The organism is Pseudomonas fluorescens group sp. PF-1 (genome assembly GCF_054481335.1).
Window position 1 is genome coordinate 1,482,197 of sequence record NZ_JBTMNG010000001.1, and the last position, 24,694, is coordinate 1,506,890.

Annotated in this window: 25 protein-coding genes; 24 read left to right on the plus strand and 1 reads right to left on the minus strand. The window is 60.4% G+C overall.

Annotated features, from left to right (window positions below; genetic code table 11):
* The first annotated feature begins 9 nt into the window (after positions 1-9).
* The 17 genes from fliF to flhB all read left to right on the plus strand — a co-directional run bounded on the left by fliF (position 10) and on the right by flhB (position 15,011).
* On the plus strand, positions 10-1,797 hold the full coding sequence (gene fliF / locus ACX3YD_RS07035; RefSeq protein WP_047532002.1) for a flagellar basal-body MS-ring/collar protein FliF: 1,788 nt from the start codon (positions 10-12) through the stop codon (positions 1,795-1,797).
* Positions 1,790-2,809 (plus strand): flagellar motor switch protein FliG, encoded by a 1,020-nt coding sequence (gene fliG / locus ACX3YD_RS07040; protein WP_458959551.1) that lies wholly within the window; start codon positions 1,790-1,792, stop codon positions 2,807-2,809. The genes fliF and fliG overlap by 8 nt, the downstream gene beginning before the upstream one ends.
* A 4-nt stretch (positions 2,810-2,813) precedes the next feature.
* Complete coding sequence (gene fliH / locus ACX3YD_RS07045; RefSeq protein WP_090464139.1) at positions 2,814-3,611, plus strand: flagellar assembly protein FliH; 798 nt, start codon at positions 2,814-2,816, stop codon at positions 3,609-3,611.
* Positions 3,601-4,959: a flagellar protein export ATPase FliI gene (fliI, locus tag ACX3YD_RS07050; protein WP_448647314.1), complete on the plus strand. Its 1,359-nt coding sequence runs from the start codon at positions 3,601-3,603 to the stop codon at positions 4,957-4,959. Before fliH ends, fliI begins: the two co-directional genes overlap by 11 nt.
* Positions 4,960-4,965: 6 nt before the next feature.
* Complete coding sequence (gene fliJ / locus ACX3YD_RS07055) at positions 4,966-5,415, plus strand: flagellar export protein FliJ (RefSeq protein ID WP_103402478.1); 450 nt, start codon at positions 4,966-4,968, stop codon at positions 5,413-5,415.
* 116 nt (positions 5,416-5,531) lie between these two features.
* Positions 5,532-5,840, plus strand: coding sequence for an STAS domain-containing protein (locus ACX3YD_RS07060; RefSeq protein ID WP_103402479.1), 309 nt, complete (start codon positions 5,532-5,534; stop codon positions 5,838-5,840).
* Positions 5,841-5,845: 5 nt separating this feature from the next.
* Positions 5,846-7,552 carry an ATP-binding SpoIIE family protein phosphatase gene (locus ACX3YD_RS07065; RefSeq protein WP_458959552.1) on the plus strand — a complete coding sequence of 569 codons (1,707 nt, stop codon included), beginning with the start codon at positions 5,846-5,848 and terminating at the stop codon, positions 7,550-7,552.
* Positions 7,553-7,582: 30 nt separating this feature from the next.
* Positions 7,583-7,951: an Hpt domain-containing protein gene (locus ACX3YD_RS07070; protein WP_458959553.1), complete on the plus strand. Its 369-nt coding sequence runs from the start codon at positions 7,583-7,585 to the stop codon at positions 7,949-7,951.
* Positions 7,952-8,037: 86 nt separating this feature from the next.
* Positions 8,038-9,408: a flagellar hook-length control protein FliK gene (locus ACX3YD_RS07075; protein ID WP_458959554.1), complete on the plus strand. Its 1,371-nt coding sequence runs from the start codon at positions 8,038-8,040 to the stop codon at positions 9,406-9,408.
* Between the two features lie 196 nt (positions 9,409-9,604).
* Positions 9,605-10,105, plus strand: a complete 501-nt coding sequence (gene fliL, locus ACX3YD_RS07080; protein ID WP_103402482.1) for a flagellar basal body-associated protein FliL — start codon at positions 9,605-9,607, stop codon at positions 10,103-10,105.
* 9 nt (positions 10,106-10,114) lie between these two features.
* Positions 10,115-11,083, plus strand: coding sequence for a flagellar motor switch protein FliM (gene fliM / locus ACX3YD_RS07085; RefSeq protein WP_047531984.1), 969 nt, complete (start codon positions 10,115-10,117; stop codon positions 11,081-11,083).
* 69 nt (positions 11,084-11,152) lie between these two features.
* Positions 11,153-11,611: a flagellar motor switch protein FliN gene (gene fliN, locus ACX3YD_RS07090; RefSeq protein WP_103402483.1), complete on the plus strand. Its 459-nt coding sequence runs from the start codon at positions 11,153-11,155 to the stop codon at positions 11,609-11,611.
* Positions 11,612-12,058, plus strand: a complete 447-nt coding sequence (gene fliO / locus ACX3YD_RS07095) for a flagellar biosynthetic protein FliO (RefSeq protein WP_103402484.1) — start codon at positions 11,612-11,614, stop codon at positions 12,056-12,058.
* Positions 12,058-12,816, plus strand: a complete 759-nt coding sequence (fliP, locus tag ACX3YD_RS07100) for a flagellar type III secretion system pore protein FliP (protein WP_090324267.1) — start codon at positions 12,058-12,060, stop codon at positions 12,814-12,816. Before fliO ends, fliP begins: the two co-directional genes overlap by 1 nt.
* Positions 12,813-13,082, plus strand: coding sequence for a flagellar biosynthesis protein FliQ (gene fliQ / locus ACX3YD_RS07105; protein ID WP_103402486.1), 270 nt, complete (start codon positions 12,813-12,815; stop codon positions 13,080-13,082). Before fliP ends, fliQ begins: the two co-directional genes overlap by 4 nt.
* 3 nt (positions 13,083-13,085) lie before the next feature.
* Complete coding sequence (gene fliR, locus ACX3YD_RS07110; RefSeq protein WP_103402487.1) at positions 13,086-13,868, plus strand: flagellar biosynthetic protein FliR; 783 nt, start codon at positions 13,086-13,088, stop codon at positions 13,866-13,868.
* A gap of 3 nt (positions 13,869-13,871) precedes the next feature.
* On the plus strand, positions 13,872-15,011 hold the full coding sequence (gene flhB, locus ACX3YD_RS07115) for a flagellar biosynthesis protein FlhB (RefSeq protein ID WP_458959555.1): 1,140 nt from the start codon (positions 13,872-13,874) through the stop codon (positions 15,009-15,011).
* 3 nt (positions 15,012-15,014) lie between these two features.
* Here flhB and ACX3YD_RS07120 read toward each other — a convergent pair whose 3' ends face one another.
* Positions 15,015-15,575 (minus strand): cytochrome b, encoded by a 561-nt coding sequence (locus ACX3YD_RS07120; protein ID WP_458959556.1) that lies wholly within the window; start codon positions 15,573-15,575, stop codon positions 15,015-15,017.
* Between the two features lie 276 nt (positions 15,576-15,851).
* On the opposite strand from ACX3YD_RS07120, the gene flhA reads away from it, so the two are divergent.
* The 7 genes from flhA to ACX3YD_RS07155 all read left to right on the plus strand — a co-directional run bounded on the left by flhA (position 15,852) and on the right by ACX3YD_RS07155 (position 24,681).
* A complete protein-coding gene (gene flhA, locus ACX3YD_RS07125) occupies positions 15,852-17,981 on the plus strand; it encodes a flagellar biosynthesis protein FlhA (protein WP_458959557.1) in 2,130 nt (709 codons plus the stop codon).
* Positions 17,982-17,992: 11 nt separating this feature from the next.
* A complete protein-coding gene (gene flhF / locus ACX3YD_RS07130) occupies positions 17,993-19,321 on the plus strand; it encodes a flagellar biosynthesis protein FlhF (RefSeq protein WP_047531967.1) in 1,329 nt (442 codons plus the stop codon).
* 116 nt (positions 19,322-19,437) lie between these two features.
* Positions 19,438-20,268 (plus strand): flagellar synthesis regulator FleN, encoded by an 831-nt coding sequence (gene fleN, locus ACX3YD_RS07135; RefSeq protein WP_458959558.1) that lies wholly within the window; start codon positions 19,438-19,440, stop codon positions 20,266-20,268.
* Positions 20,265-21,005 (plus strand): RNA polymerase sigma factor FliA, encoded by a 741-nt coding sequence (gene fliA / locus ACX3YD_RS07140; protein WP_047531963.1) that lies wholly within the window; start codon positions 20,265-20,267, stop codon positions 21,003-21,005. The genes fleN and fliA overlap by 4 nt, the downstream gene beginning before the upstream one ends.
* 165 nt (positions 21,006-21,170) lie before the next feature.
* Entirely contained in the window at positions 21,171-21,542 is a 372-nt protein-coding gene (locus ACX3YD_RS07145; protein ID WP_003183998.1) for a chemotaxis response regulator CheY, read from the plus strand.
* A 19-nt stretch (positions 21,543-21,561) separates the two neighbouring features.
* Positions 21,562-22,350, plus strand: coding sequence for a protein phosphatase CheZ (locus tag ACX3YD_RS07150; protein ID WP_047531959.1), 789 nt, complete (start codon positions 21,562-21,564; stop codon positions 22,348-22,350).
* A gap of 54 nt (positions 22,351-22,404) precedes the next feature.
* Positions 22,405-24,681: a chemotaxis protein CheA gene (locus tag ACX3YD_RS07155; RefSeq protein WP_458959559.1), complete on the plus strand. Its 2,277-nt coding sequence runs from the start codon at positions 22,405-22,407 to the stop codon at positions 24,679-24,681.
* Positions 24,682-24,694: the final 13 nt, after the last annotated feature.

The window sequence follows — 24,694 nt, forward strand, 5'->3', positions numbered from 1 at the left end:
GATTGAGTCATGGCAGAAGCAGTCGCCGATAATGTTCCGGCCAAGGCCACACCGATAGACGGCAAGCCGCCGCTGTTCGGCCTGTCCTTCCTGGAAAATCTTTCCGAGATGACCATGCTGCGTCAGGTAGGCCTGTTGGTCGGCCTGGCCGCGAGCGTGGCGATTGGTTTTGCCGTGGTGTTGTGGTCCCAGCAACCGGACTATCGGCCGCTGTACGGCAGCCTTGCCGGTATGGACGCCAAGCAGGTCATGGATACCCTGGCCTCCGCCGATATTCCCTACACCGTTGAACCCAATTCCGGTGCCTTGCTGGTCAAGGCCGATGACCTGTCCCGCGCGCGGCTCAAACTCGCGGCTGCTGGTGTCACTCCCAGCGACGGCAACATCGGGTTTGAAATTCTCGACAAAGAGCAGGGGCTGGGCACCAGCCAGTTCATGGAGGCGACCCGCTACCGTCGCGGTCTTGAAGGTGAACTGGCGCGCACCATCTCCAGCCTGAACAACGTCAAGGGTGCCCGTGTGCACCTGGCGATTCCGAAGAGCTCCGTGTTCGTGCGCGACGAGCGCAAGCCAAGCGCTTCGGTCCTGGTTGAACTCTATTCCGGCCGCTCTTTGGAGCCTGGCCAGGTCGTGGCCATCATCAACCTGGTGGCGACCAGCGTTCCCGAGCTGAGCAAGTCGCAGATCACCGTCGTCGACCAAAAGGGCAACCTGCTCTCCGATCAGGCGGAAAACTCCGAACTGACCATGGCCGGCAAGCAGTTCGATTACAGCCGTCGCATGGAAAGCATGCTCACCCAGCGCGTGCATAACATCCTGCAGCCGGTGTTGGGCAATGACCGCTACAAAGCCGAAGTCTCGGCCGATGTGGATTTCAGTGCCGTCGAATCGACTTCCGAGCAGTTCAATCCCGACCAGCCGGCGTTGCGCAGTGAGCAGTCGGTCAACGAACAGCGTACCGCCAGCAATGGCCCGCAAGGCGTACCGGGTGCCCTGAGCAACCAGCCGCCGTCGCCGGCCTCGGCACCGCAAACCACCGGTGGCGCCACGGCGTCGGCCGGCATGGTGCAGCCAGGCCAGCCATTGCTCGATGCCAACGGCCAGCAAATCATGGACCCGGCCACCGGTCAGCCGATGCTGGCTCCGTACCCGGCGGACAAGCGTCAACAATCCACCAAGAACTTCGAACTCGACCGTTCCATCAGCCACACCAAGCAGCAGCAGGGTCGTTTGAATCGCCTGTCGGTGTCGGTGGTGGTGGATGATCAGGTCAAGATCAACCCGGCCAACGGTGAGACCACCCGTGCGCCATGGAGCGCCGATGAATTGGCGCGCTTCACTCGTCTGGTGCAGGACGCTGTCGGTTTCGATGCCAGCCGTGGCGACAGCGTCAGCGTGATCAACATGCCGTTCTCTGCCGAGCGCGGTGAAGTGATTGCCGATATTCCGTTCTACTCCCAGCCGTGGTTCTGGGACATCGTCAAACAAGTGCTGGGTGTCTTGTTCATCCTGGTGCTGGTGTTCGGTGTACTGCGTCCGGTGCTCAACAACATCACCGGTGGCGGCAAAGGCAAACAGCTGGCCGGCATCGGCAGCGACGTCGAGTTGGGCGGCATGGGCGGCCTGGACGGCGAACTGGCCAACGACCGCGTCAGCCTCGGTGGCCCGACCAGCATCCTGTTGCCGAGCCCGAGCGAAGGCTATGACGCACAGTTGAACGCAATCAAGAGTCTGGTGGCAGAAGATCCGGGTCGTGTGGCCCAGGTCGTGAAAGAGTGGATTAACGCAGATGAGTGATAACCGAGCCGTTGCCGCCAAACTGTCCAAAGTCGACAAAGCCGCGATCCTGCTGCTGTCCCTGGGCTCGACCGATGCCGCTCAGGTACTGCGCCACATGGGGCCCAAGGAGGTCCAGCGTGTCGGTGTGGCCATGGCGCAGATGGGTAACGTGCACCGCGAGCAGGTCGAGCAGGTGATGAGCGAGTTCGTCGACATCGTCGGCGACCAGACCAGCCTGGGTGTTGGCTCCGACGATTACGTGCGCAAAATGCTCACCCAGGCCCTGGGCGAGGACAAGGCCAACGGCCTGATCGACCGGATTCTGCTGGGCGGCAACACCAGTGGCCTCGACAGCCTGAAGTGGATGGAGCCGCGCGCCGTCGCCGACGTGATCCGCTACGAGCACCCGCAGATCCAGGCGATCGTGGTGGCCTATCTCGATCCGGACCAGGCCGGTGAAGTGCTCGGTAACTTCGACCACAAGGTGCGACTGGACATCATTCTGCGGGTTTCCTCGCTCAACACCGTGCAGCCGGCAGCCCTGAAAGAACTCAACCAGATTCTCGAGAAGCAGTTCTCCGGCAACTCGAATGCTTCGCGTACCACCCTGGGCGGTGTCAAGCGCGCCGCCGACATCATGAACTTCCTCGACAGTTCGATCGAAGGTCAGCTCATGGACTCGATCCGCGAAGTCGACGAAGACCTGTCCGGTCAGATCGAAGACCTCATGTTCGTGTTCAACAACCTGGCCGATGTCGACGACCGTGGTATCCAGGCGTTGCTGCGCGAAGTGTCCTCCGACGTGCTGGTGCTGGCCCTCAAGGGCTCGGACGAAGGGGTCAAGGAAAAGATCTTCAAGAACATGTCCAAGCGTGCGGCCGAACTGTTGCGCGACGACCTCGAGGCCAAGGGCCCGGTGCGCGTCAGCGACGTGGAAACCGCGCAGAAAGAAATCCTCACCATCGCCCGCCGTATGGCCGAAGCCGGGGAAATCGTTCTCGGCGGCAAGGGCGGCGAGGAAATGATCTAACACCATGGCCAAGCATGATGAGTCGCCCACTGACCTGATCCGGGCCAGGGATGTCGGTGGTTTTGATACCTGGGCGCTGCCCAGCTTCGATCCGCCTGCACCCGAGCCTGAGCCTGAGCCGGAGCCCGAACCACCGGAAATGGAAGAAGTGCCGCTGGAAGAAGTCCAGCCACTGACCCTCGAAGAGCTCGAAAGCATTCGCCAGGAAGCCTACAACGAAGGCTTCGCCACCGGTGAGCGAGAGGGATTCCACAGCACCACGCTGCGGGTTCGTCAGGAAGCCGAAGTGGCGCTGGCGGCGAAGATTGCCGGTCTGGAACAACTGATGGCGCATCTGTTCGAGCCTATTGCCGAGCAGGACACACAGATCGAAAAGTCTTTGGTCGACCTTGTCCAGCACATCACCAAACAAGTGATTCAGCGCGAACTGGCCATCGATTCCACGCAGATCGAACACGTGATGCGCGAGGCCCTCAAACTCCTGCCGCTGGGTGTCGGCAATGTGCGGTTGTACATCAATCCGCAGGATTTCGAGCAGGTCAAAGCCCTGCGTGAGCGTCATGAGGAAACCTGGCGCATCGTTGAAGACGAAGCGTTGCTGCCGGGCGGTTGCCGGGTCGAGACGGAGCACAGCCGCATCGATGCCACGATCGAAACCCGCGTTACACGGGTGATGGACAAGCTGTTCGATCAACTGCACGAACAGGCCCTGCACCCGGCCGCCCCCGACCTGAGCCTGGAACTGCCGGTCGAAGCCAAGCCGGCCATTGCGCCAGCGCCGGACGTTCCCGATGCGCCTTGAACGCACCAGTTTCGCCAAGCGCCTGGGCAGTTATGCCGAGGCCACGGAACTGGCCGGCGCGCCGATCCTCGAAGGGCGCTTGCTGCGCATGGTCGGGTTGACCCTTGAAGCCGAAGGCTTGCGCGCCGCCATGGGCAGCCGTTGCATGGTCATCAACGACGACAGCTATCACCCGGTACAGGTCGAAGCCGAAGTCATGGGCTTCTCCGGCAGCAAAGTCTTTCTGATGCCGGTCGGCAGCGTCGCCGGCATTGCGCCCGGCGCCCGGGTCGTTCCCCTGGCGGATGCCGGTCGCCTGCCGATGGGCATGAGCATGCTCGGGCGAGTACTCGATGGTGCCGGGCGTGCGCTGGACGGCAAGGGCGGGATGAAAGCCGAAGACTGGGTGCCGATGGACGGCCCGACCATCAACCCGCTCAAGCGCGAACCGATCAGCGAGCCGCTGGATGTCGGCATTCGCTGCATCAACGGTATGTTGACGGTCGGTCGCGGTCAGCGGCTCGGGCTGTTCGCCGGTACCGGCGTCGGTAAATCCGTTTTGCTGGGCATGATGACCCGCTTCACCGAGGCCGACATTATCGTCGTCGGGCTGATCGGTGAGCGGGGTCGTGAAGTCAAGGAGTTCATCGAGCACATCCTCGGTGAGGAAGGGCTCAAGCGTTCGGTGGTGGTGGCGTCGCCAGCGGACGATGCGCCACTGATGCGTCTGCGCGCAGCCATGTATTGCACGCGAATTGCCGAATATTTCCGTGACAAGGGCAAGAACGTCCTGTTGCTGATGGATTCGCTGACCCGTTTCGCCCAGGCCCAGCGGGAAATTGCCCTGGCCATCGGCGAACCGCCGGCGACCAAGGGTTATCCGCCCTCGGTGTTCGCCAAGTTGCCGAAACTGGTGGAACGGGCCGGTAACGCCGAGAAGGGCGGTGGTTCGATCACCGCGTTCTACACCGTACTGTCCGAAGGCGACGATCAGCAGGACCCGATTGCCGACTCGGCGCGCGGCGTGCTCGATGGCCACATTGTGCTTTCCCGGCGCTTGGCCGAAGAGGGGCATTACCCGGCGATCGACATCGAGGCGTCCATCAGCCGGGTCATGCCGGCGGTGGTGTCGCCGGAGCACATGGCCCGTGCGCAGTATTTCAAACAGTTGTGGTCGCGCTATCAACAGAGTCGCGATTTGATCAGCGTCGGTGCCTATGTTGCCGGTGGTGATCGCGAGACCGATCTGGCGATTTCCCTGCAGCCACGGTTGGTCACATACCTGCGCCAGGGCCTCAACGACAACGTCAGCCTGGGCGAAAGCGAGGCCTATCTAGCCTCGATCTTCGCGCCTGCGGCGGGCGGTTAACCGGTCATGGCCCAGACCCGTGCAGGGCGCCTGGCCCCCGTGGTGGGCATGGCCGAAAAGGCCGAGAAAACCGCAGCCCAGCGTCTGGGGCACTTTCAGGGGCAGGTGCGTCTGGCGGAAAGCAAACTCGCCGACCTCGAAGCCTTTCGTCTCGATTATCAAGAACAATGGATCGTGCGCGGCAGTGGCGGCGTGTCGGGCCAATGGCTGCTGGGCTATCAAGGCTTTCTGGCGCAACTGGGCACGGCCATCGATCAGCAGCGCCAAAGCCTGGCCTGGCACCAGAACAACCTGAACAAGGCCCGGGAAACCTGGCAGCAGGCATTTGCCCGGGTCGAAGGTTTGCGCAAACTGGTGCAACGCTACGCGGATGAAGCGCGGGTGCTCGAAGACAAGCGCGAACAAAAGCTGCTGGATGAGTTGTCCCAGCGCTTGCCGCGCCAGGATGCGTATTGAAAAGATGAGCCGCGATGGCGATCTGATGGACGGCAACTTTTTCCGGCCTTGCCCCAACCCTTACCAAATGCTAAACCTTGTACAAGCAGGTTCCCCAATGACAAGGAAGCCATGACATGTCAGTTGTTACAGAAATCTCTGCGGATGGACAAAAGCTGACGATATCGGTCAAGGGACGATTCGATTTCGCCAAGCATCAGGAATTTCGTGAATCCTATGACCTCGCCGATCGCGCCATGCCGAGTTCCGTTGTCGTCGACCTCAAAGAAGCGACTTATCTCGACAGTTCGGCACTGGGGATGTTGTTGCTGCTTAGGGATCATGCCGGTGGCGAAAACTCCGATATTCGCGTCGTCAACAGCAGTTCCGATGTGAAGAAAATCCTCGCGATTTCCAATTTCGACAAACTGTTCGACATCAGTTGAACGCCGTGCAGCCTGCACTCGAATCGCTGACGATTCTGATTGCCGAAGACAGCGCGGCAGATCGCATGCTGTTGTCGAGCATCGTTCGTCGCCAGGGGCATCAGGTGCTGACCGCGGCCAACGGTGCCGAAGCGGTCGAAGTCTTTCGCCTGCAATGTCCGCAACTGGTGTTGATGGACGCGATGATGCCTGTGATGGATGGCTTCGAAGCCGCCCGGCAGATCAAGGCGCTGGCCGGTGAAACCCTGGTGCCCATCATCTTCCTGACGTCATTGTCCGAAAGCGAAGCCCTGGCCCGTTGCCTGGAAGTGGGCGGCGACGACTTTCTGGCAAAGCCTTACAACCAGGTGATTCTCTCGGCCAAGATCAAGGCGATGGACCGATTGCGACGATTGCAGGCCACCGTGCTGCAACAGCGCGATCAGATCGCCCGGCACCACGAGTATTTGCTCAACGAGCAGCGGGTGGCGAAGGCCGTGTTCGACAAGGTGGCCCATTCTGGCTGCCTCAACGCCCCTAATATCCGTTACCTGCAATCGCCCTATGCGCTGTTCAACGGCGATCTGTTATTGGCCGCGTTCACCCCGGCGGGTGACATGCATGTGCTGCTCGGCGATTTCACCGGCCATGGTTTGCCGGCTGCCGTCGGTGCGATGCCCCTGGCTGAAGTCTTTTACGGCATGACCGCCAAGGGCTATGGCCTGGCGGAAACCTTGCGCGAGATGAATGCCAAGCTCAAACGCATCCTGCCGGTGGACATGTTCTGCTGCGCAACGCTGCTGTGCCTGAGTGTTCAGCGACGTTCGGTGGAGGTCTGGAATGGCGGCATGCCGGACGGCTACCTGCACAGCATGGCCACTGGCGAACGAACGCCCCTGACTGCCCGCCATTTGCCCCTCGGCGTGCTGAGTCCGCAAGCGTTTGATGATCGCACTGAAGTGTTTCCGATGGCGCTCGGGGATCGGGTATTCCTGCTCTCCGACGGTGTGATCGACACCTGCGATGCCAACGAACAGCTGTTTGGCGTGCAGCGACTGCAAGAGGTGTTTGCGCTCAATCGTCAGCCGGATGCACTGTTCGAAGAGATCGAGCGGGCGCTGCGGGACTTTGGCGGCGAAGCGCGCGACGACGTGAGCATGGTCGAAATCAGCATGTTGGAGCCCGCACGGCTGAATCCGCCCGCCGTGGTCTACTCCGACAGCGGTCAATCCTGCCCGCTGGACTGGTCGGTGAGTTTCGAATTTCGTGCCGCCACCCTCAAGCGCTTCAACCCGTTGCCCTATTTGCTGCAATTGCTGCTGGAGGTTCACGGTCTGCGGGCACAAAGCGGGGCGCTCTACAGCGTGCTGGCCGAGTTGTATTCCAATGCGCTGGAGCATGGTGTGCTTGGCCTGGATTCTGGCCTCAAGCGCGATGCTTCGGGTTTTACCCGCTACTACCAACAGCGCAATGTGCGCCTGGATGAGTTGAAGGACGGTTTTGTCCGGGTGCATTTGCAGGTCACGCCAGAGGGCGAGGGCGGTTGCCTGGCGATTTGCGTCGAAGACAGCGGCAAGGGATTCGATGTCGAGCGGGTGCTGGAACGTCCCCTGGATCCTGTCCGTCTGTCGGGACGCGGAATCAGTCTGATCCGCCAGCTGGGGCGCAATGCCAGCTGGTCCGACGATGGTCGTAGTGCCCGCGTGGAGTTTTACTGGGAGGCTCTGGCATAATCCGCGCATTCTTGATCAAGGAGTGAGCAAGTGGCAGATAAACATCTCGACCCGGACGTGCTTAGCGCGTTGCAAGAGGTCATGGAGGGCGAGTATCCGATCCTGGTGGATACCTTTCTCGCAGATTCCGAACAGCGCTTGCAGCTGCTGAAACAGGCCGCCAACGCTACGCAGTTCCTTGAGACGGCCCACAGCTTCAAGGGCAGCAGCAGCAACATGGGCGCGATTCGCCTGGCTGACCTGTGTCATGAGCTGGAGCTGAAGGCTCAAGGGAAAAATCTTTCAGGCGCTGAGGCGCTTGTCGCGGAAATCGATCGCGAATTCGCGTTCGTTCGACCGCTCTATGAGGAGGAGCGACGGCGTTCGCTCTCCGCCAGTTTGATCATTCGGCGCCAGTAACGGCGCCGTTTGAACAAAACTGGCGCGACCCTTGCAGTAATCTCCCCCAACTGTACCTACGATCCCAGTGCAGCGGAGACCGTTTCATGCCCGTTACCCCCAATTCACTTCTTCAGGCCGCCGCGCAGGCCAAGACTCAAGCTGCCGCCAATTCCACGGCGCCAACCGCTGAGCCCGGGGACAAGGCCTCCAGCTTCGCGCAGCTCTACGCCAGGCAAGCCGAGAACAAACCCGTTGCAGCGGCAGACGGACCGGCCAAGCCGGCACGCGAAACAACGCCCGACAAAGCCGGAAAAAAAGACATCGCCGGCGATAAATCTGCCGCCCCGGAACCGACGGTTGCCGATAGCGGCAAAACCTTGCCCGCCGATAAACCGGCGCAGGGCGGTGACAAGGCCGCCAGCGATAATGCTTCGGATGCCGCGCAGACCCTGGCTGCCGATACAGCGCCAGTTGACCCGGCGCTCGATCCGGCCATGATGCAGGCCGTGCAGCCGGTGGTGACCGCCCCTGTGTTGACAACGCCGCCAGTGGCTGAAACTGTACAGCCATCGGTTGAAGCGCCAGTCGCCGCAGCGGTCACAGCGCCAGCGACAACGACAACTGCGGCCGCCGCGACCACGCCCCCCGATTTCGATCCCGAAGCCGATCCCCTTGACGCGTTACCGGCTGTTCGCATGGCGATGGAGCAGAGCGGCCACGTTTCCGCATCCAGTCAGGCGCAGCCGAAAGCGGCATCGACCTCCGCTCAGGCGCAGGCTGATGGAGAGCCGACCTCGGCACAGAGTTTTGCCGCCGGCATGGCGAGCATGCTTGAAGTGCAAGCCGACAAGGACAGCACCAGCCAGGGTGGGGACAAGGCGTTCAGTGGCCTGATCGATGACGGTCTGAAGGATCTCAAATCCGCCAGCAGCGACACTCGGGTTGATGATTTCGCCAACCGTTTGGCGGCGTTGACTCAGGCCGCCACGCCGAAAACCGCCAACGCATTGCCCGTGAACCAGCCGATCGCGATGCATCAGAGTGGCTGGACCGACGAAGTGGTCAATCGTGTCATGTACCTGTCGAGTGCCAATCTGAAGGCGGCTGACATTCAGTTGCAGCCGGCGGAACTGGGGCGCCTCGACATTCGGGTCAACATGGTGCCGGATCAACAGACCCAGGTGACGTTCATGAGCGCTCATCCGGCTGTTCGCGAAGCGCTCGACGGGCAGATGCATCGGTTACGCGACATGTTCGCGCAGCAGGGCATGGGGCAGGTCGATGTCAACGTGTCCGATCAGTCCCGTGGATCGCAGCAAGGACAGGATCAGGCCCATCAAGGGCAGAGTGGGCGTACCAGTGTCAGTGGTGGCCGCCTCGACTCCGTGGATGACGATATCGCCTCGAGCGTGGCTGAAGTGGCTGCGACAACGACCAGCGTGATCGGCTCCAGTGCCGTTGACTACTACGCCTGATTAACCGCAAAACCCTTGCAGGAGCGAGCTCGCTCCGGGTGGCGTTCCGACGATGGGCGTCAACGATAACGCGCCAGACCCCGCGTCCGGCGACGTTCCCGGTTTTTTCGCGAGCAGGCTCGCTCCTACATGGCATAACACTTGCTCTTGCCTTGCCGTGCGACTGTGAAAACCCGAATAGTGACGGATTATTGGCATGGCGAAGAGCGACGCAGCAGTAAAAGACCCCGCAACCAAAGGCAAACTCAAGCTGATTATCTTGATCGTGGTGGCCCTGCTGCTGGCGATCGGCTTGTCCGTGGGGGCGACCTGGTACTTCATGCACAGTAACCAGAGCAAGCCTGTTGCCGTGGCTGAAACCGCCCCGGTCGGCAAGCAGCCCGCGATTTTCGAATCCATGGCGCCGGCGTTCGTGGCCAACTTCAACCAGAACGGCCGTCAACGCTACATGCAGGTGAGCATCACCATGCTGGCCCGCAACCAGGCTGATCTGGATGCGCTCAAGGTTCACATGCCAGTGATCCGCAATAACCTGGTCATGCTGTTCTCCGGGCAAGACTTCGCCACGCTCGCGTCGCCGGTCGGCCAGGAAATGTTGCGCCAGAAGGCCACGGCCAGCGTCCAGGAAGTGGCGCAGAAAGAACTTGGCAAAGTGGTCGTCGAACAGTTGCTTTTCACTAATTTCGTACTGCAGTAGGAACACGACATGGCCGTGCAAGACCTGCTGTCCCAGGATGAGATCGACGCGCTGTTGCATGGCGTCGACGATGGTCTGGTACAGACCGATACCGTTGCCGAACCCGGCAGCGTCAAAAGCTATGACCTGACCAGCCAGGATCGCATCGTCCGTGGACGCATGCCGACCCTGGAAATGATCAACGAGCGTTTCGCCCGCTACACACGCATCAGCATGTTCAACATGCTGCGCCGCTCGGCAGACGTGGCGGTCGGTGGTGTGCAGGTGATGAAATTCGGCGAATACGTGCACTCGCTGTACGTGCCGACCAGTCTCAACCTGGTCAAGATCAAGCCGCTGCGCGGTACCGCGCTGTTCATCCTCGACGCCAAACTGGTGTTCAAGCTGGTGGACAACTTCTTTGGTGGGGACGGCCGTCACGCGAAGATCGAAGGTCGTGAATTCACCCCGACCGAGCTGCGTGTCGTGCGCATGGTGCTGGAACAGGCCTTCGTCGATCTGAAGGAGGCCTGGCAGGCGATCATGGAAGTGAACTTCGAGTACATCAACTCGGAAGTGAACCCGGCCATGGCCAACATCGTCGGTCCGAGCGAAGCCATTGTGGTCTCGACCTTCCATATCGAACTCGATGGCGGTGGCGGTGACCTGCACGTGACCATGCCGTACTCGATGATCGAGCCGGTGCGCGAAATGCTCGACGCCGGTTTCCAGTCGGACCTCGACGATCAGGACGAGCGTTGGGTCAATGCATTGCGCCAGGACGTCATGGATGTCGACGTGCCAATCGGCGCCACGGTCGCCCGTCGCCAGCTGCGCCTGCGCGACATCCTGCACATGCAGCCGGGGGACGTGATCCCGGTGGAAATGCCGGAAGAGATGATCATGCGCGCCAACGGTGTGCCGGCCTTCAAGGTCAAGATGGGTTCGCACAAAGGCAACCTCGCGTTGCAGGTGATCGAGCCGATCGAACGCCGCTGACAGGCGCCCTAAACATTCGCTTTTAACTGACGGCTTCCAATCGAATGGTTGCCTGCCGAGGAACACGAGATGGCAAACGACATGAATACCCAGGACGACCAGGCGCTGGCGGACGAATGGGCTGCGGCCCTGGAAGAAACCGGTGATGCCGGGCAGGACGACATCGATGCCTTGCTGGCCGCCGATGCGGCCAGTTCGTCATCCAATCGCTTGCCCATGGAAGAGTTCGGCAGCTCGCCGAAAAGCAACGAGCCGGTCAGCCTCGAGGGTCCGAACCTGGACGTGATTCTCGACATTCCGGTGTCGATCTCCATGGAAGTCGGCAGCACCGACATCAACATCCGCAACCTGCTGCAGCTCAACCAGGGTTCGGTGATCGAGCTCGATCGTCTGGCTGGTGAGCCTCTGGACGTGTTGGTCAACGGCACGCTGATTGCCCACGGCGAAGTGGTGGTGGTCAACGAGAAGTTCGGCATCCGCCTGACCGACGTGATCAGCCCAAGCGAACGCATCAAGAAGCTGCGCTGAGTGAAAAGGCTTCTGGGGTTTGTGCTGGCGTTGCCGCTCAGCGTGCTGGCGGCCGAACCGGTGGCGACGGTTGCGAACGCCGCTGCCGTACCAGCGGTCGGCAGCGGTGTGGCCGGGCAATTGACGCAACTGGTATTCGGCTTGCTGCTGGTGCTGGGGCTGATTTTTTTCCTCGCCTGGCTGTTGCGTCGGGTCCAGCAGGCTGGGCCGGCCGGCAAGGGGCAGGTGATCGAACTGATCGGTTCCCGTGCCCTGGGCCCGCGTGACCGTTTGATGCTGGTGCAAGTCGGCAACGAGCAGATTCTTCTGGGTCTGAGCCCTGGCACCATCACGGCGTTGCATGTGCTCAAGGAGCCGGTGCAGGTGCCCAATACCGAGTCGACGACCCCCGAGTTTGCCCAGCGCCTGATGGAGCTGTTGGGCAAGGATCAGAAGGATAAGAAGTAATGGGTGCGTTACGCATCGTCTTGACGCTGGCGCTGATGCTGGCCGCGCCGCTGGCGTTCGCCGCCGATCCGCTATCGATCCCGGCGATTACCCTGGGCACCAATGCCCAGGGCGCGCAGGAGTACTCGGTCAGCCTGCAGATCCTGCTGATCATGACCGCGCTGAGTTTCATCCCGGCGTTCGTCATGCTGATGACCAGTTTCACCCGGATCATCATCGTCTTTTCGATCCTGCGTCAGGCCCTGGGCCTGCAGCAGACACCGTCGAACCAGATTCTCACGGGCATGGCGCTGTTCCTGACCCTGTTCATCATGGCGCCGGTGTTCGATCGCGTTAACCAGGATGCCTTGCAGCCGTACCTGGCAGAGAAACTCACCGCCCAGGATGCCGTGGCCAAGGCCCAGGTGCCGATCAAGGACTTCATGCTCGCCCAGACCCGTACCAGCGATCTGGAGCTGTTCATGCGCCTGTCCAAGCGCACCGACATTGCCACGCCTGATCAGGCGCCACTGACCATCCTGGTGCCGGCATTCGTGACGTCGGAGCTCAAGACCGCGTTTCAGATCGGCTTCATGATCTTCATTCCGTTCCTGATCATCGACCTGGTCGTGGCCAGTGTGCTGATGGCCATGGGTATGATGATGCTGTCGCCGCTGATCATTTCCCTGCCGTTCAAAATCATGCTGTTTGTACTGGTGGATGGCTGGGCGTTGATCATCGGCACCCTGGCCAGCAGTTTTGGCGGTGTGTCGCCATGACGCCTGAAGTCGCCGTCGATATCTTCCGCGAAGCGCTGTGGTTGACCACCATGATGGTGGCCGTGCTGGTCATCCCCAGTTTGCTGGTGGGTCTGTTGGTGGCGATGTTCCAGGCCGCCACCCAGATCAACGAACAGACCCTGAGCTTTTTGCCGCGTCTGTTGGTAATGCTGGTGACGCTGATCGTTGCTGGTCCGTGGTTGGTGCAGACCTTCATGGAGTACATCCAGCAGTTGTACGGCAGCATTCCGCAGGTCATCGGTTAAACCATGTCGCTGCTCGCATTGACCGACACCCAGATCAGTACCTGGGTGGCGGCATTCATGTTGCCGCTGTTTCGCGTGGGGTCGCTGCTGATGGTCATGCCGGTTTTCGGCACGACCCTGGTGCCCCGGCGGGTACGCCTGTATTTCGCCGTGGCGATCACCGTGGTCATCGCGCCGGGCTTGCCCCCCATGCCGCCGGTGCATGCGCTGGACCTGAGCGGGTTGCTGCTGATCGCCGAGCAGATCCTCATCGGTGCGGTAATGGGCTTCTCGTTGCAGTTGTTCTTTCAGGCCTTCGTCGTGGCGGGGCAAATCGTCGCCATTCAGATGGGCATGGGTTTCGCGTCCATGGTCGACCCCACCAACGGTGTGTCGGTGGCGGTGATCGGGCAATTCTTCACCATGCTGGTGACGCTGTTGTTCCTCTCGATGAACGGCCATCTGGTGGTGTTCGAGGTGCTCACTGAAAGCTTCACCACGCTGCCTGTCGGTAGTGGCTTGACGGTCAATCATTACTGGGAGTTGGCCGGCAAGCTCGGCTGGGTGCTCGGCGCGGCATTGCTGCTGGTGTTGCCGGCGATCACGGCGTTGCTGGTGATCAACATTGCCTTTGGCGTGATGACCCGGGCGGCGCCGCAATTGAACATTTTCTCCATTGGTTTTCCACTGACGCTGGTGCTCGGGCTGTTTATCGTCTGGGTCGGGCTGGCGGACATTCTCAACCAGTATCAACCGATGGCCTCCGAGGCCTTGCAGTTTTTACGCGAACTGGCACAGGCGCGCTGAGTCATGGCAGAGAGCGAAAGCGGTCAGGACAAAACAGAAGACCCCACGGAGAAAAAGAAAAGGGACGCCAGGGAGAAGGGCGAGATTGCCCGCTCCAAGGAGCTCAACACCCTGGCCATCATGCTTGTCGGTGCCAGTGCGCTGCTGATTTTCGGCGGGGTCATGGCGCAAGACATGATGGAGCTGATGCGCCTGAATTTCTCGCTGCCGCGGGAGGTGATTCTGGATCAGCGATCCATGGCCACCTACCTCATGCATTCAGGGAAAATCGCGCTATGGTCGATTCAACCCTTCATGATTGCGATGGTGCTGGCGGCGATTATCGGACCGATTTCACTCGGTGGCTGGTTGTTCGCCGCGGGGTCCATGGCGCCCAAATTCAGTCGCATGAACCCCGGTCCGGGTCTCAAGCGCATGTTTTCCGCCAAGGCGCTGGTGGAGCTGCTCAAGGCCCTGGCCAAGTTCATCATCGTCCTGTTCGTGGCCCTGGCGGTGTTGACCTCCGACATCGACGACTTGTTGCGCATCGCGCATGAACCGCTGGAAATGGCGATCATCCACAGTCTGCAAGTGGTGGGCTGGAGCACCTTGTGGATGGCTTGCGGGCTGATCATCATCGCCGCCGTGGATGTCCCGGTACAGCTTTGGGAAAGCCACAAGAAGCTGCTGATGACCAAGCAGGAAATCCGCGACGAACACAAGGATCAGGAAGGGCGCCCAGAGGTCAAACAGCGGATTCGCCAGCTGCAGCGCGATATGTCCCAGCGGCGGATGATGGCGGCAATTCCCCAGGCGGACGTGGTCATCACCAACCCGACCCACTACGCCGTGGCGCTCAAATACGATCCGGACAAGGGCGGGGCGCCGATGCTGATCGCCAAGGGCAGCGACTTCCTGGCTCTGAAAATCCGGGAAATCGCGGCGGCCAACGAGATCCTTTTGCTGGAATCGCCGGCATTGGCGCGGTCGATTTATTACTCCACCGAGCTTGAGCAGGAAATTCCAGGTGGGCTCTATCTGGCCGTCGCGCAGGTGCTGGCGTATGTCTATCAGATTCGCCAGTACCGGGCCGGCAAAGGCAAGCGGCCGGAGCCGCTCAAGGATGATCTGCCGATTCCGCCGGATTTGCGGCGCGACGCCTGATTTTCAACGTTGCGTTTTGGTTTTTGGCAGCATTGCAGCGAGGATGTTGTCCTTGTCGATAAATTGGTGCTTCAACGCAATCAAGATATGCCCGCCGACCAGTGCGCCACAGAACCACGAGGTCCAGGTATGAGTGTATTTGGCCAGGTCGTAGAGATCGGGATCGGGATTCACCAGTGAAGGCAGAGTAAACAGGCCCGCCACCAGGATGGGTTTGCCTGCAACCGAGCTCCAGTACCAGCCTGAAAGGGGCAAGGCAATCAGGGCTATTGCGTAGAGCAACGCATGGCCGATCATTGCGCCGCGTTTCATCAGTGCAGACATGCTGTGCGGCAAGGCAGGCGGTTGGTGCATCAGTCGCCACGCAACGCGCATGACAATCGCAAAGAGCAATGTACTGGCCAGCGCCTTGTGCAAAAAGGTGAGCCCGTGTTGAGGGTTCAGCTCATCACGCCAGTGCGTGGCCAAAATACCTATCGCCCAACTGATCATCCAGACCAGCGCCATGCCCCAGTGCAACCCCTTGGCGGTGCGGGTGTATTCAGTTTTCTTGATGTCCTGCATTGCCGTTTCCTTCCTGTTTCAAGGCCTTATCGATATTCGTTGCCTGGCCGCAGTTTGCAGGGGCTGCATTAACCGGGGGTTAGTCGTCGCACCGATGGTTGCGCAAGAAGTGTTGCCAAAGCGCAAACCCGTGAGCACGTCCGTCCAGGCCATCCATATCCCCCTGAAAAAAAACATCTGTTTCTCCCTTCGCAAAAGTTGGAAGGCTTCTTGCAGTAGCCGCTCTGCGCCCGCTTCAGGCGTCAAAAGTTTGCTTTAAAGGAACGGGGAAAACCGGTGGATCGCTCTCAGTTAATCAACAGTGCCCGCAGCAATATCGCTGACCTCAGTCGAGGCAATCTGGGTGTGCCGCTGTTGCTGCTGGTCATGCTGGCGATGATGATGTTGCCGGTGCCGCCGTTCCTGCTCGACGTGTTCTTCACTTTCAACATTGCCCTGTCGATCGTCGTGCTGCTGGTGTGCGTGTACGCCTTGCGGCCGCTGGATTTCGCGGTGTTCCCGACCATTCTGCTGGTGGCGACGTTGTTGCGGCTGGCGTTGAACGTGGCCTCCACGCGGGTGGTGATGCTCCATGGTCAGGACGGCCACGCCGCTGCCGGTAAGGTGATCCAGGCTTTCGGTGAGGTGGTGATCGGCGGTAACTACGTGGTCGGTATCGTGGTGTTTGCGATTCTGATGATCATCAACTTCGTCGTGGTGACCAAGGGTGCCGGACGCATCTCCGAGGTCAGCGCGCGTTTCACCCTGGACGCGATGCCCGGTAAACAGATGGCCATCGACGCCGATCTCAACGCCGGCCTGATCGATCAGAATCAAGCCAAGCTGCGCCGGATGGAAGTGGCCCAGGAAGCCGAGTTCTACGGTTCCATGGACGGTGCCAGCAAGTTTGTTCGCGGTGACGCCATTGCCGGCCTGCTGATTCTGTTCATCAACCTGATCGGCGGCATGGCGGTCGGGATCTTCCAGCACAACATGAACTTTGCCGATGCCGGCAAGGTGTACGCGCTGTTGACCATCGGTGACGGTTTGGTGGCGCAATTGCCATCACTGTTGTTGTCGACCGCTGCCGCGATCATGGTGACCCGTGCTTCCGGTTCGGAAGACATGGGCAAGCAGATCAATCGCCAGATGTTCGCCTCGCCCAAGGCGCTGGCGGTGGCCGCTGGCTTGATGGCGGTCATGGGCCTGGTGCCCGGCATGCCGCATTTCTCGTTCCTGAGCATGGCGGCCCTGGCGGCAGGCGGCGCCTACCTGTTCTGGAAGAAGCAGAACGTGGCCAAGGTCCAGGCGCTGCAAGAGGCCAAGCGTCAGCAAGAACTGTTGCCTTCGCCGGCTCGCGCCCAGGAAACCAAGGAGCTGGGTTGGGACGATGTGACGCCTATCGACATGATCGGCCTGGAAGTGGGTTATCGCCTGATTCCGCTGGTGGACCGAAACCAGGGTGGTCAGTTGCTCGCGCGAATCAAGGGCGTGCGCAAGAAGCTCTCTCAGGACCTCGGGTTCCTGATGCCCACCGTGCATATACGTGACAACCTCGACCTGGCACCCAGTGCCTATCGCTTGACCCTCATGGGGGTGATCCTGGCCGAGGCGGAGATTTACCCGGAGCGCGAGTTGGCGATTAACCCGGGGCAGGTCTACGGGACGCTCAATGGCATCACCGCCAAAGATCCGGCTTTTGGCCTGGAGGCGGTCTGGATCGAAATCAGCCAGCGTGCACAGGCGCAATCGCTCGGCTATACCGTGGTCGATGCCAGTACAGTAGTGGCAACCCACTTGAACCAGATTTTGTACAAGCATTCGAGTGAGCTGATCGGCCACGAAGAAGTGCAGCAACTCATGCAGTTGCTGGCCAAAAGCTCGCCAAAACTGGCAGAAGAGCTGGTGCCGGGCGTGGTTTCGCTGTCGCAGTTGCTCAAGGTGCTGCAGGCGCTGTTGGCCGAGCAGGTGCCGGTGCGGGACATTCGCAGCATCGCCGAAGCCATCGCGAACAATGCCGCCAAGAGTCAAGATACTGCCGCCTTGGTGGCCGCCGTGCGCGTCGGCGTATCCCGCGCCATCGTCCAAAGCATTGTAGGCACTGAGTCGGAGCTACCGGTTATCACTCTGGAGCCAAGGTTGGAACAAATATTGCTCAATAGTCTGCAGAAGGCAGGACAAGGCTCTGAAGAGGGCGTTCTGCTGGAGCCAAGCATGGCTGAGAAGCTGCAGCGCTCGTTGATCGATGCGGCACAGCGTCAAGAGATGCAAGGTCAACCGGTGATTCTGCTGGTCGCTGGTCCGGTTCGCGCGATGCTTTCGCGATTTGGCCGGCTGGCAGTCCCGGGTTTGCACGTGTTGGCTTACCAGGAAATTCCTGACAACAAGCAAGTGACCATCGTTGCGACAGTAGGGCCCAACGGCTGAGGTAGTGGTTTATGCAAGTTAAGCGTTTTTTCGCCGCCGATATGCGTCAGGCCATGAAGCTGGTTCGTGATGAGCTGGGCGCCGACGCCGCCATCATTGGCAACCGCCGTATCGCCGGTGGTGTCGAACTCACGGCTGCCCTGGATTACAAGCTGTCGGCGCTGGCCCCGCGTGTGCCGAACATGGAGCTTGAGGACGAGCTGCGCAAGACGCAATCGCGGATCGTCACCGCCCAGGCTGAATTGAGCCTGCGAGGCGATGGCGAGAGCGACATTGGCACCAATCGTCAATTGTTCGCCGGCTTGCCGTTGACCGCTGCCGAGCCGTTGATCGAACCGACGTATGCCGAACCCCGTCGTCCTGCACCCGCTGCTGCGCCAGCGTCCAGTGGTGTGGACCCGCGGGCGTTGGACTCCATGCGTTTCGAACTCAACAGCTTGCGTGAGCTGATGGAAGTACAGCTCGGCTCCCTGGCCTGGAACCAGCTGCAAGGCAGCCGTCCGGATCAGGCGAACCTGTGGCGCCGTTTGCAGCGCATCGGCCTGTCCGGCCCGTTGTCACGGGATCTGCTGGCGCTGATCACCGATATCGACGAACCCCGTCAGGCCTGGCGCATGCTGCTGGCGCACCTGGCGCGGATGATCGCTACGCCGGAAATGGAGCCGCTGGAAGAGGGCGGCGTGATTGCCATGGTCGGCCCCGCCGGCATGGGCAAGACCACCACCCTGGCCAAGCTGGCCGCCCGTTACGTGCTCAAGTACGGCCCGCAGAACATCGCGCTGGTGAGCATGGACAGCTTCCGCATCGGTGCCCAGGAGCAGCTCAAGACCCTTGGTCGGATTCTCAATGTGTCGGTGACCCATGTCGATCCGGGGCAATCGCTGGTGCAGGCGCTGGATCCATTGCTGCGCAAGCGCGTGGTGCTGATCGATACCGCCGGCCTGCAGGCCAGTGATCCGGCCCTGCGCATGCAGCTCGAAAGCCTGGCCGGTCGGGGCATCAAATCGAAAAATTATCTGGTTCTGGCAACCACCAGCCAGAAACAGGTTCTAACCGCCGCTTATCACAGTTACAAGCGCTGCGGGCTCGCCGGCTGCATCCTGACTAAACTGGATGAAACGGCCAGTCTGGGCGAGGTGTTGAGCCTGGCCATCAGTCATGAACTGCCGGTGGCCTACCTGACCGATGGCCCGCGGATTCCGGATGATTTGCATCTGCCGCGTCGTCATCAGTTGGTCAGTCGCGCCGTTAGCGTGCAAATGCAGGAAGAACCCAGCGAAGAAGCCATGGCTGACATGTTCGCTGACATCTACCACAGTCCGACCAAACAGGTTGGCTGAGGTAAAAATGAATAGTTTTTGTACCTACATCGATGGTCTGCCATGCATTGTTCCGGTTGAGAACGCGCAGCCAGTAATGTGGCCTCCGTCTATGCAAGACAAGGTAAAGAAATAACATGGGCAGCATGCATCCCGTACAGGTGATCGCGGTGACCGGCGGCAAAGGTGGCGTCGGGAAGACTAACGTGTCAGTGAACTTGTCCCTGGCTTTAGCTGAGCTTGGCCGTCGCGTCATGCTGCTGGACGCCGACCTGGGGCTGGCGAACGTCGACGCTCTCCTGGGCCTGACACCCAAACGTACCCTGGCCGACGTAATCGAAGGCCGCTGCGAGCTGCGTGACGTCTTGTTGCAGGGGCCGGGCGGCATCCGCATCGTGCCGGCCGCGTCCGGCACCCAGAGCATGGTTCATCTGAGTCCGGCACAACACGCCGGCCTGATCCAGGCCTTCAGCGACATCGGCGACAACCTCGACGTACTGGTGATCGACACCGCTGCGGGCATTGGTGACTCGGTAGTCAGTTTTGTCCGCGCGGCGCAGGAAGTCTTGCTGGTGGTCTGCGATGAGCCGACTTCGATCACCGACGCCTATGCCTTGATCAAATTGCTCAACCGCGATTACGGCATGAACCGTTTCCGGGTCCTGGCCAACATGGCGCAGAGCCCGCAGGAAGGCCGCAATCTGTTCGCCAAACTGACCAAGGTCACGGATCGCTTTCTTGACGTCGCCCTGCAATATGTCGGTGCCGTGCCTTACGACGAAAGCGTACGCAAGGCGGTACAGAAGCAACGTGCCGTCTACGAAGCGTTCCCGCGCTCCAAGTGCTCGCTGGCGTTCAAGGCTATCGCCCAGAAAGTCGACACCTGGCCGCTGCCTGCCAACCCGCGTGGACACCTGGAGTTTTTCGTTGAGCGCCTCGTGCAACAAACGGCAGGACCCGTGCTATGACCGCCAGCGGTTACAACCTTTACAAGAAGTCGGCACGTGACGCGCAGTACGAGTTGATCGAGCGTTACGCGCCACTGGTTAAACGCATTGCCTACCATTTGCTGGCGCGTCTGCCGGCCAGTGTCCAGGTCGAAGACCTGATCCAGGCCGGGATGATCGGCCTGCTGGAAGTGTCGGCCAAATACGACGCCAGCAAAGGCGCGAGTTTCGAAACGTACGCGGGCATACGAATCCGCGGCGCCATGCTCGATGAAGTGCGCAAGGGGGACTGGGCGCCTCGTTCGGTTCACCGCAACACGCGCATGGTCAGCGACGCAATTCGCTCGATTGAAGCTAAAACCGGCCGTGACGCTAAAGATCACGAAGTTGCGGCCGAACTCCAATTGAGTCTCGATGATTATTACGGGATTTTGAACGACACCCTGGGCAGCCGGTTGTTCAGCTTCGACGATCTGTTGCAGGACGGCGAACACGAAGGGCTGCACGAGGATGGCGCGAGTGCTCATCTCGAGCCGTCACGCGATCTGGAAGATGAACGCTTCCAGGCGGCGCTGGCGGATGCGATTGCCAATTTGCCGGAGCGCGAGCGACTGGTGTTGGCGCTGTACTACGACGAAGAGTTGAATCTCAAGGAAATCGGTGAGGTCCTGGGGGTTAGCGAATCTCGGGTCAGCCAGTTACACAGCCAGTGCGCGGCCCGCTTGCGGGGGCGTTTGGGAGAGTGGCGAGCGCGCTGAAGGCAGTGTGGGGGCACTGCGACGTGACTGGTGGGGTATTAACCGCGCCGGTCTCGATCCGTTGTACTCCAGACTGTCATTGAGTGCTTTGCCAGATTGATTGAAATGGCGCGTCCAGGTGCTGGGCGCGTTTTAGTCTGCTTGGAGGTCGAATTGGACAAGAACATGAAAATCCTCATCGTTGATGACTTCTCAACGATGCGGCGGATCATAAAAAACCTGTTGCGTGACCTTGGGTTCACCAACACGGTCGAGGCCGACGATGGCACTACTGCCATTCCGGTTCTCAACAGCGGGAGCATCGACTTTCTGGTGACGGACTGGAACATGCCTGGCATGACCGGTATTGATCTGCTGCGCCACGTGCGTGCCGATGAAAAACTCAAGCATCTGCCCGTGTTGATGGTGACCGCTGAAGCCAAGCGCGAGCAGATCATCGAAGCGGCCCAGGCGGGCGTTAACGGCTATGTGGTCAAACCCTTCACGGCCCAGGCGTTGAAAGAAAAAATCGAGAAGATTTTCGAACGCATTGGTTGAACTGCGCCACGGGGGAGCTATGGGACATAACGAATCATCGCAGGGCGATTTCGAATCGACCCTGAAAAAACACGCCGTCGAACTGGTCGCGAGCCTTGAAAAAGGCAGGTTTGGCGATGCTGTGCAATTGATCCATGAGCTCAACCAGACCCGTGACCGCGGCCTGTACCAGGAAGTGGGCAAGCTCACCCGCGAGCTGCATAGTGCGATCGTCAATTTCCAGATTGACCCGCACATGCCGCAAGCCGAGGAGGTGTCACAGATCACCGACGCCACCGAGCGTCTGGGGTATGTGGTCAAGCTGACCGAGGCCGCAGCCAACCGCACCATGGACCTGGTGGAAACCGCCACACCGCTGGTCAACAGCCTGGCTGATGAAGCCCAGGCCTTGAGCACGGACTGGGGGCGGTTCATGCGTCGCGAAGTCGGGGCTGAAGAGTTCCGCGAGCTGGCCCGGCGAGTCGACGGGTTCCTGTCGCGCAGCAGCGCAGACAACCGCGCGGTGTCGAGCAACCTGAACGACATCCTGCTTGCCCAGGATTACCAGGACCTCACAGGTCAGGTGATCAAGCGTGTGACCCTTCTGGTCACCGAAGTCGAAAGCAACCTGCTCAAGCTCGTGCTCATGGCCAGTCAGGTGGACCGCTTCGCGGGCATCGAACATGACCGTGAAGCGATGCTTGCAGAAAAAGATCCACAAAAACATCTCTCTCAGGGTGAAGGTCCGCAGATTCATGCCGATAAAAGAGAAGACGTTGTGTCCGGTCAGGACGATGTGGACGATTTGTTATCCAGCCTGGGATTTTAGCGTTTTAGAATTTTAGGTTTTTTGGGTTTTTAGACCTGTAGGAGCACCCCCTTAATGAGCTTCGGCGCCGATGAAGAGATCCTTCAGGATTTCCTGGTTGAGGCCGGCGAGATTCTAGAGCAACTGTCCGAGCAACTGGTCGAGCTGGAAAGCCGGCCGGATGATGCGGACTTGCTCAATGCAATTTTTCGCGGTTTTCACACTGTAAAAGGGGGCGCCGGCTTCCTTCAGCTCAATGAGCTGGTGGAGTGCTGTCACATCGCCGAGAACGTGTTCGACATCCTGCGCAAGGGCGAGCGTCGCGTTGACTCGGAATTGATGGACGTGGTTCTCGAAGCACTGGACGCGGTGAACGGCATGTTCGGCGAAGTCCGTGAGCGCAGTCCGATCACGGCGGCCACACCCGAATTGCTGGCGGCGCTGGCCCGTCTGGCCGAGCCGCAATCGGCTGACGAGGCGGCTCCCGCGCCTGTCGCCGAAGTGATGGAAGAGCCCGTTGCCGAAAGCGACTCGGGCGACATCACCGACAACGAATTCGAACAACTGCTGGACTCGCTGAATGCCGTCAAGGCCCAGGCTGAAGCGCCAGCTGCTGCTCCAGTACCGGACGACGCTGCCGCCGCCAGTGACGAAATCACCGATGCCGAGTTCGAGTCGTTGCTCGATCAACTGCACGGTAAAGGTCAGTTCGCCGTCGATGCGGTGGCGACGCCTGCTGCGTCCACGGAACCGCAAGCCCCGAAAGAGGCGGGCGACAGCTCCGATATCACCGACGACGAATTCGAAGCCTTGCTCGATCAGTTGCACGGCAAGGGCAACTTTGCTGTCGATGCGCTGGAGTCGGCCATCGCTTCGGTACCGACGCCAGCAGCGCCAAACGCCGCGGCGGCGGGCAGTGATCTGATCAGCGATCACGAGTTCGAATCGCTGCTCGACGAATTGCACGGCAAAGGCAAGTTCACTGAAGTCGGTACTGCTACCGGCGCCAGTGCTTCGGTGGCGACGCCCGTGGCCAAGGCCGCGGCCCCGAAACCGGTGGCGAAGGCTAGCGAGCCCAAAGCCGAAGCACCGGCGCCAGCCGCAGCACCCGCGCCAGCCGCTGCCCCGGCTCCGGCCCGTGCCCCGGCCTCGGCCCCGGCGCACGAAAAGCCGGCCAGTGAAGCAGAGACAACCGTGCGGGTCGACACCGCACGTCTCGACGAAATCATGAACATGGTCGGCGAATTGGTGTTGGTGCGTAACCGCCTGGTTCGCCTGGGTGCCAACAGCGCCGATGAGGCCATGTCCAAGGCTGTGTCGAACCTCGATGTGGTCACCGCCGATCTACAGACCGCGGTCATGAAGACCCGGATGCAACCGATCAAGAAAGTCTTCGGGCGCTTCCCGCGTCTGGTTCGCGACCTGGCTCGCCAGCTCAAGAAAGAAATCAACCTGGAGCTGGTCGGCGAAGAAACCGACCTCGACAAGAACCTCGTCGAGGCCCTGGCCGACCCGTTGGTCCACTTGGTACGCAACGCAGTCGACCACGGTATCGAGTCGCCGGAAGAACGCGAAGCCTCGGGCAAGGCCCGCGGTGGCAAGGTGATCCTGGCCGCGGAACAGGAAGGCGACCACATCCTGCTGTCGATCTCCGATGACGGCAAGGGCATGGACCCGAACGTCTTGCGTTCCATCGCGGTAAAACGCGGTGTGATGGACAAGGACGCGGCCGATCGCCTGAGCGACACCGAGTGCTACAACCTGATCTTCGCCCCGGGCTTCTCGACCAAGACCGAGATCTCCGACGTGTCGGGTCGTGGCGTGGGCATGGACGTGGTGAAAACCAAGATTTCCCAGCTCAACGGCTCGATCAACATCTACTCGGCCAAGGGCCAGGGTTCGAAGATCGTCATCAAGGTGCCATTGACCCTGGCGATCATGCCGACGCTGATGGTCATGCTCGGCAACCAGGCGTTCGCGTTCCCGCTGGTGAACGTCAACGAAATTTTCCACCTCGACCTGTCGACCACCAACGTCGTGGACGGCCAGGAAGTGGTGATCGTGCGGGACAAGGCGCTGCCGTTGTTCTACCTCAAACGCTGGCTGGTCAGCTCCGCCGCTCACGAAGAGCAGCGCGAGGGCCATGTGGTGATCCTTTCGGTGGGCACTCAGCGGATCGGCTTCGTCGTCGATCAACTGGTGGGCCAGGAAGAAGTGGTCATCAAGCCATTGGGCAAAATGCTCCAGGGAACCCCAGGCATGTCGGGCGCCACCATTACCGGTGACGGTCGCATCGCGCTGATTCTCGATGTTCCGAGCATGCTCAAGCGTTACGCCACGCGGCGTATTTGATTCTGATGGAGCG